8 protein-coding genes, 1 pseudogene and 1 other annotated feature are annotated in these 7,059 nt (G+C 26.1%); of the genes and pseudogenes, 5 read left to right on the top strand and 4 right to left on the bottom strand.

Annotation, left to right across the window (positions count from 1 at the left end; genetic code table 11):
- Positions 1–313: 313 nt before the first annotated feature.
- Positions 314–1,000, top strand: coding sequence for a tRNA (adenine(22)-N(1))-methyltransferase (locus tag BN899_RS10530; RefSeq protein WP_042275170.1), 687 nt, complete (start codon positions 314–316; stop codon positions 998–1,000).
- A 13-nt stretch (positions 1,001–1,013) separates the two neighbouring features.
- Positions 1,014–2,125, top strand: a pseudogene (locus BN899_RS10525) (Nif3-like dinuclear metal center hexameric protein).
- A 44-nt stretch (positions 2,126–2,169) separates the two neighbouring features.
- Here the strand turns inward: BN899_RS10525 and BN899_RS10520 are convergent.
- Entirely contained in the window at positions 2,170–2,376 is a 207-nt protein-coding gene (locus BN899_RS10520; protein ID WP_042275168.1) for a zinc ribbon domain-containing protein, read from the bottom strand.
- Between the two features lie 175 nt (positions 2,377–2,551).
- Positions 2,552–2,814: a binding site (T-box leader), on the top strand.
- A 135-nt stretch (positions 2,815–2,949) separates the two neighbouring features.
- On the opposite strand from BN899_RS10520, the gene BN899_RS10515 reads away from it, so the two are divergent.
- On the top strand, positions 2,950–3,510 hold the full coding sequence (locus BN899_RS10515) for a tryptophan transporter (protein ID WP_042275167.1): 561 nt from the start codon (positions 2,950–2,952) through the stop codon (positions 3,508–3,510).
- Positions 3,511–3,624: 114 nt separating this feature from the next.
- The gene (locus tag BN899_RS10510) at positions 3,625–4,476 is read left to right on the top strand and encodes a DUF4438 domain-containing protein (protein ID WP_042275164.1); all 852 of its coding nucleotides are present in this window, start codon (positions 3,625–3,627) and stop codon (positions 4,474–4,476) included.
- A 70-nt stretch (positions 4,477–4,546) separates the two neighbouring features.
- Here the strand turns inward: BN899_RS10510 and BN899_RS10505 are convergent, their stop codons facing one another.
- The 3 genes from BN899_RS10505 to BN899_RS10495 form a co-directional block, all read right to left on the bottom strand.
- Positions 4,547–5,662, bottom strand: a complete 1,116-nt coding sequence (locus tag BN899_RS10505) for a DUF5808 domain-containing protein (RefSeq protein ID WP_042275162.1) — start codon at positions 5,660–5,662, stop codon at positions 4,547–4,549.
- On the bottom strand, positions 5,655–6,044 hold the full coding sequence (locus tag BN899_RS10500) for a GntR family transcriptional regulator (protein ID WP_042275160.1): 390 nt from the start codon (positions 6,042–6,044) through the stop codon (positions 5,655–5,657). The genes BN899_RS10505 and BN899_RS10500 overlap by 8 nt, the downstream gene beginning before the upstream one ends.
- 109 nt (positions 6,045–6,153) lie before the next feature.
- Positions 6,154–6,468 (bottom strand): phage holin, LLH family, encoded by a 315-nt coding sequence (locus BN899_RS10495; RefSeq protein ID WP_042275159.1) that lies wholly within the window; start codon positions 6,466–6,468, stop codon positions 6,154–6,156.
- A 119-nt stretch (positions 6,469–6,587) separates the two neighbouring features.
- Here BN899_RS10495 and BN899_RS10490 point away from each other — a divergent pair.
- Positions 6,588–7,059: hypothetical protein (locus BN899_RS10490; protein WP_042275158.1), on the top strand; the 472-nt coding region annotated here is incomplete at its 3' end.

The following is a 7,059-nucleotide window of genomic DNA, read 5'->3' as shown; positions in this document are numbered from 1 at the left end:
TTACAAAGGCGAATTTTTAATATGTGGAATTGAAATTAATATATTAATGCCAATAATTAATTCTTTTTCCATAATTAATTTCTTTTTGTAAATCTGATTTTAATTTAGAGGCATTTTCATCTTCGGCTTCCTGAATTATTTTTTGATCAGTTTGATTAGACCAAAGAAGAGTATTTCCACCCCATTTATAGGTAGGATTATACTCAGATTTACGTTTTTTATTTTAGACAATGTAAACACCTCCTAATAATAGTATTAGGATTTTATATAATATTATTATAAATACTTTAAATTTAAGAAAGGATGAAAAAATTTGAAATTAACAGATAGATTATTAAAAATAGCATCATTAGTAACTAAAGGAAAAAGAGTAGCAGATATAGGAACGGATCATGGTTATATACCAGTTTATTTATTAAACAAAGGACATGTAGAATTTTCAATACTTGCAGATGTAAATAAAGGGCCGCTTGAAAATGCAAGAGGTGAAGTAAGAAATAATAAGCTTTTAGATAAGGTTGATTTAAGATTAGGTTCAGGGATTGAAGTGCTAGAAGTTAATGAAGTAGATGAAGTTATAATTGCAGGTATGGGAGGAATATTAATAAGTGAGCTTTTAGAAGCTAAAACTGAAGTAGCTCACTCAGTAGAAAAATTAATACTTCAGCCTATGCAAGCACAAGATGAACTTAGAAAATATCTTTTAAATAATGGGTATGAAATAATAGATGAGGTATTAGTCAAAGAAGATTTTAGAATATATGAAATAATAGTTACCAAATATACTGGAAAAAATACTGTCGTAGAAGATGAAATATACTATGAAGTAGGGAGAAAGCTTATAGAGAATAAAGATCCTTTACTTAATGAATTTATAGACAAAAAAATATTTAAATATAAATCTATATTAAATAAGATAGATGGTAAAACTGGTGAAGGAATAGATAAGAAAAGAGAAGAAAGCTTATACATAATAGATAAGCTTGAGAAATTAATATAATATTATAAACTATATGGAGATGGTTAATATGAAATTAAAAACTCTTATAAAACAAATAGAAAATAAATATCCACTAAATTTAGCTTATGACTGGGACAATGTAGGTCTTTTAGTTGGAGATTTTGATTTAGAAGTAAAAAAGTAATGGTTAGCTTAGAAGCTAATGAAAATGTAATAGAAGAAGCTATTAACAATAATGTAGATTTAATAATAACTCATCATCCTTTTATATTTAAAAAGATAAATAAAATAAATACATCTGATCTAAAGGGAAAATTAATACATAAACTTATAAAAAATGATGTAGCTCTTTACTCAATGCATACAAATTTTGATATAGCATCTGATGGTTTAAATGATTATTTTATGGAAAGGATAGGTCTTGAAAATTCCAAAATACTAGATATTACAAACACTGAAGTTCTATATAAGCTTGCAGTATATGTTCCAAATAGTCATGTAGAAGCGGTAAAAAGTGCTTTAGGAGCGTCTGGAGCAGGTCACATAGGTAATTATAGTCATTGTACTTTTAACAGCGAAGGTATAGGTAATTTTAAGCCTTTAGATGGCTCTAACCCATTTATAGGAAATGAAGGAATAATAGAGTCTGTAAATGAAGTTAAAATAGAGACTATAGTTCCTCAAAGAATCCTAGGTGGAGTAATAAGCAAAATGATAGGTTCTCATCCTTATGAAGAAGTAGCTTATGATTTATACAAGCTTGAAAATAAAGGCAGTTCTGTTGGACTTGGAAGAATTAGTAGACTAAATGAAAGTACTACATTAGAAAATCTATCTAACTTAATAAAAGAAAAGTTAAATATGAATCATATAAGGGTTGTAGGAAATTTAGATACATTAATTAATAAAGTAGCAGTAGTAACAGGATCTGGGGCTGATATGGTCAAAAAAGCGGGGAGACAAGGCGCAGAGGTATTAATAACAGGAGATGTAAAATATCATGACGCACAAGATGCTCTTGATATGGGAATGTGCATAATAGATTGTGGGCATTTTGAAAGTGAAGATATTTTTAAAGATGTAATGAAAAGATTTTTAGATAATATTGAAGAAATAAATGTTATTAAGAGTGATATATACTTAAATCCATTTAAAATAATATAAAATATAAAAAGAGATATAAATAACACTTATATCTCTTTTTATATTTATCCGATAAACCAGTCCATTATGTTTTCTAAATCACTAGAAGATGCTTTATAAAGTTCTGTAAATTTACATTTAGTACAGGTTACAGTTGTAAATTTCTTACTCTGGATATCGAAAAGTTTTTCAAGACCACCACCGGTAGCATTAAATTCATCTACTTGGTAAGTGTTACAAGAACATTTAGGACAACTCCAATTTTTATTCATAACAATCTCCTTAGTTTAAATATTTTAATATAATAATATTATAATATATTTATTCTATTGATTGAACAGATATGAATTAATTGTAGCAATAATGTAATAATTTCATATAATAAAATATAAAATTATTAATAATTAATAGTTGACAATATTAAAATATTGAAATATTATTAAAATAATAAATCCTTTGACAAGGAAGAGTAACTAAATTTAGATTCAATATAGAGAGCTGAGGATGGTGGAATCTTAGCAAGAAAAAATTTAGTGAATGGACCTTAGAGGAGTAAATTGAAATCATATTTATGAGAGTAGACTTTACCGTGTGTCGCACGTTATAGCGAATAGGGTATGATAGTACCTGAAAATGAGAGATATATGGTATAGATGTATTTTTTATCATATATAAACTAGGTGGCAACGCGGATAATCTCCGTCCTATTAATTTAGGGCGGAGTTTTTTATTACAAAAAAAGGCAGGTGATGGTAATGGTATGAAAGTTTGAACTTAGTGATAATGATTTGTCAGACTGGAAAAATAAAAATTTATTAAATTACAAAATATTAGGAGGATACACTATGAAAACAAATACAAGAAAATTAGCTCTAAATTCAATACTTTTAGCTATGGGGTTATTATTACACCAAATAACACCAGCATTAGGATTACCAATGCAGCCAGATATGGCACTTATAATGCTATTTACAATAATGATATTAAATAAAGAAGATTATAAAAGCTGTTTAGTTGCAGGAATAGTAACAGGAATATTTACAGCATTAACTACTAAATTCCCTGCGGGTCAAGTGCCTAATATGATTGATAAAGTAATTACTGTTAATTTAATATACGTGTTAATGTATATTTTATATAAATTACCGTTTATAAAAAATTTAAAGAATAAAAAGAAAGATTTAATAGTAGTATCAGCAATACTACCAATAGGAACATTATTAAGTGGATGCGTATTTTTACTATCAGCTCAAATATTAGTTGGTTTACCAGGTTCATTTGAGGCACTATTCTTAGTAGCTGTTCTACCTGCTATAATAATAAATTTATTTGTTGGGTTATTCTTATTCAAGATAGTAAATGCTTCTATAAGCAGGAGTGGATATGAAAAAATAAAACTACACTAATTGATAGTATATTATATTTATAATACAATTAGCTTAAAGAAGTTTAATAGATATATTTACAATTTATAAAGAGAGATAACAAAATATAGGGATAATTTATAAGGGAGAATAGCTATGATAAAAACTAATAAAGAAAAAGTAGTAAAATGGTCAGTTCAAGGAAAGATACATCATCCAATAGGAGGAAATTATAGAATAACTCATGATGGAAATCCTATGATACTTCCAGCAACTGGAGGAATATCTTATAACGTTAAAATAGGGGATAGTGCTTTTGGATGGGCAGGAGATCATGTAGAGCCAGGTGTATCTATAAGAAATGAAAATCAATCTGAAAATGCAGCTTTAATGACTTTTGCATGTATAGGCAATGAAGCTAAAATAGTTTCAGGAGAGGCTAAAGGAAAATGTGGCTATGTAACAGGAATGCATGGTGGTATAGACCATGTATTAATAAACTTTGAAAATGATATATTAGAAGAATTAGCAATAGATGATAAGATAATGATAAAAGCATATGGTCAAGGATTAAAGTTAGAAGACTATGAAAATATTAAGATAATGAATATAGATCCAGACCTATTTGAAAAGCTGGATATAAAAGAAGAAGATAATAAGTTAAAAGTAAATGTTGTTGCTAAAGTACCGCCATACTTAATGGGATCAGGCATAGGATCACCAAGTGCCTATGCAGGAGATTACGATATAATGACTGCTGATATGGAAGAAATAAAAAGATTAGGACTTGATAAGTTAAAGTTTGGAGATATAGTTTTATTACAAGACTGCGACAATACTTATGGAGTAGGATTCTTAAAAGGTGCTGTAAGTATAGGAGTTATAGTACACAGTGATTGTATAAAATCAGGTCATGGACCAGGAGTTACTGTTATAATGACTAGTAAAGACAGTGTTATTGAAGGTGTAATAGATGAAAATGCAAATATAGGAAACTATATGAAGTAGTAAAATAAAGAAGGTATCTTAAAATAAGTTATTATAATTAAAACTTTATTTTAAGATACCTTTTTATATATTAATAAAAGAATGACTTTATAAAATCAAATATTAAAAATACAAATAATAATAATGTACATATTAAAAATATTTTTCCAAGTGGAGTAGCAATATTTATAGTCCACCCTATACCAAATCTTTTTTGAACCATAAAAGATGGATCATTAGGATTATTATAAATAGAGCCCCATATCCAATATTTCTCATCATCATCGGGACTATAAGATGATGTAGATTTTGAATTTGGAGATTTTATATATATATAAGTTAAATAAATAGTACAAGAAATAATAACTAAGAAAAATAATCCTGTAACTACTATATTTAAATTAGGTCCATAAATAGAGGCCATAAGTGAATTAGTAAGAAGTAAATTTATTGAGAGTATAATAACTAAAAAAGTATATCCAACTCTATTTAAATATTTAATATTTTCTAATTTACTTTGTTCAATATTTTCAGGGTCTATTCTTACTCTAGATTTTATACTACTAATAGATATAAAAGATAATAAAAGGCTTAGTATTAATTGAGAAAATATTAATGATATTATATTAAAATAAGATTTCTCTATAAAACTATCTGCGACTCCCATGAAATTCCAATGAGTAGGTACCATATCTGGAATTTTAGAATACTGACTAAAAGCATAGATAGATACTACGCATGTTATAAATATAGGAATTAAATATATATATTTAAATTTTTTAACAATTTTATCTCTTTTATTTATAAAACTAACATCTATTATTGATTTTGAAGATAAATTTATATCACAATTTTCATTAGTCTCTAATAATCTATGTTTTAATGCTTTAGTTTCATTATGAATTTTAATATAAATTAAAGAGCTATAGGCTATAGAGGATAATATAAAAAATGTAAATGCAAAAGAGCCTTTATCCATTATAAATATAAGAATTAAAGAGATTAAAAGTATGGCTAAAAAGCCTATATTTAAAAGTTTCTTATACTCTTTATTTAATAATTTAAATTCTTCTTTATTTATGTAATCCTCTTTTATAGAAACACCAAAGTATTGTCTATTTCCTGTAAGTGACTGCATGTTATAAAAAAGAAGATACATAATAATTAAATGTGGAAGGAGCATCATTAGCCAACCAATTTTACTCATGATATTTCACCTCATAACTATCAAACAATTTAGAACTTAAATCCAGAAAATCTTCTTTGCTCATACCAGATAAATAGCATCTAGCTATTAAAAGCTCTAAGTCTAATTTGCTTTTTTCAAGTGTTTCATTACCTTCTTTCATCGGAAGAGTTGCAACTACTGCACCTTTTCTTCTATCAATATTTAAAAATCCTTCTTCTTTAAGTGCGTTATAAGATTTATTAACTGTATGAAGATTCACCCCTATAGTTTCTGCCATACTTCTAACTGATGGAAGAGATTCATCTATTTTTAGATTACCTTTAGCGATTGCTTTGACTATTTCATCACAAATTTGTGTATAGATTGATTTATCACTATTAAAATCTAGATTTAAAATCATATTTTCACCTCCGAAATAACTGTTATATATATGATATAACAATACTAATGATAAAACAATATTATTAGTACATAAAATAAAACCTCAATATAAGATGAGGTTTCATAATCTATTTAATATTATTTTTTAGAAGTTTTTTTATATCATAAACAGCAGCTTCAATTAAAGTATCCGCTTGTTTTTTAGTAATTTTATTATCTGAAAGCTCAACTAATCTATTAAGCGCTAATTCTTTTTTATCAATACCAGCTAACTGAGGATTTGATTGTTCTATAGACATAACAACTTTTTGAGCTAAATCATAATAGTGTTTTGTTTTTTCTGCTCCGATTTTATTATTTAAAAAATTTATTAAATAAACTCCTCCAACACTTATAACTATACTTACTATACCTAATAATAAATTAAATAAAGTTGAATCCATTAAAATTAATCACCTCTCTGTCAAAATGAAAAAAATGTAAATTGAAAATAGTATAATTATTATTGAAATAATACAAATACTATAACTATAATATATGACAATTAATAAGGAGAAGTGCTATGATAAAATATTTAATAAATAAGAAAATGAAAAAAGAAGCAGGAGAAAAAGGTAAAAAAATATTATTATATTCTGGTGTAGCGATAACAGGTGTTGGAGCGTTTTGTTCATATAAAGCAATAAAAAAATATAAACAAAATAAAAATAATGAAAATTATTTAGATGATTCAGAGTATGATATTTATGCTTATGATGAATATGGCTATGACCATGAATGTGGTTGTGAAAATCACGAAGAAGTTAATGAAGAAAATTTTCCTAAAGATGAATTAGAAGAAAAAATAGAAGAATTCAATTCAAGAAGAATAACTGATGAAAATACACCTGATGCAGATACTAATGAAATGGAAAGTAAATTAAATAAAATAGGAAATAATAAAATAGATGTAAAAATAAATGAAAATGATTATAAAGAAGATGGTTATAACAAATACAATTATTATGATAATAATTTAAAAAAGAAGATTAATA

This window comes from Faecalimicrobium dakarense (genome assembly GCF_000499525.1).
Taxonomy (GTDB): Bacteria; Bacillota; Clostridia; order Peptostreptococcales; family Peptostreptococcaceae; genus Faecalimicrobium; species Faecalimicrobium dakarense.
Note: the sequence above shows the minus strand (reverse complement) of the source record. Positions and strands in the feature narration are given on the sequence as shown.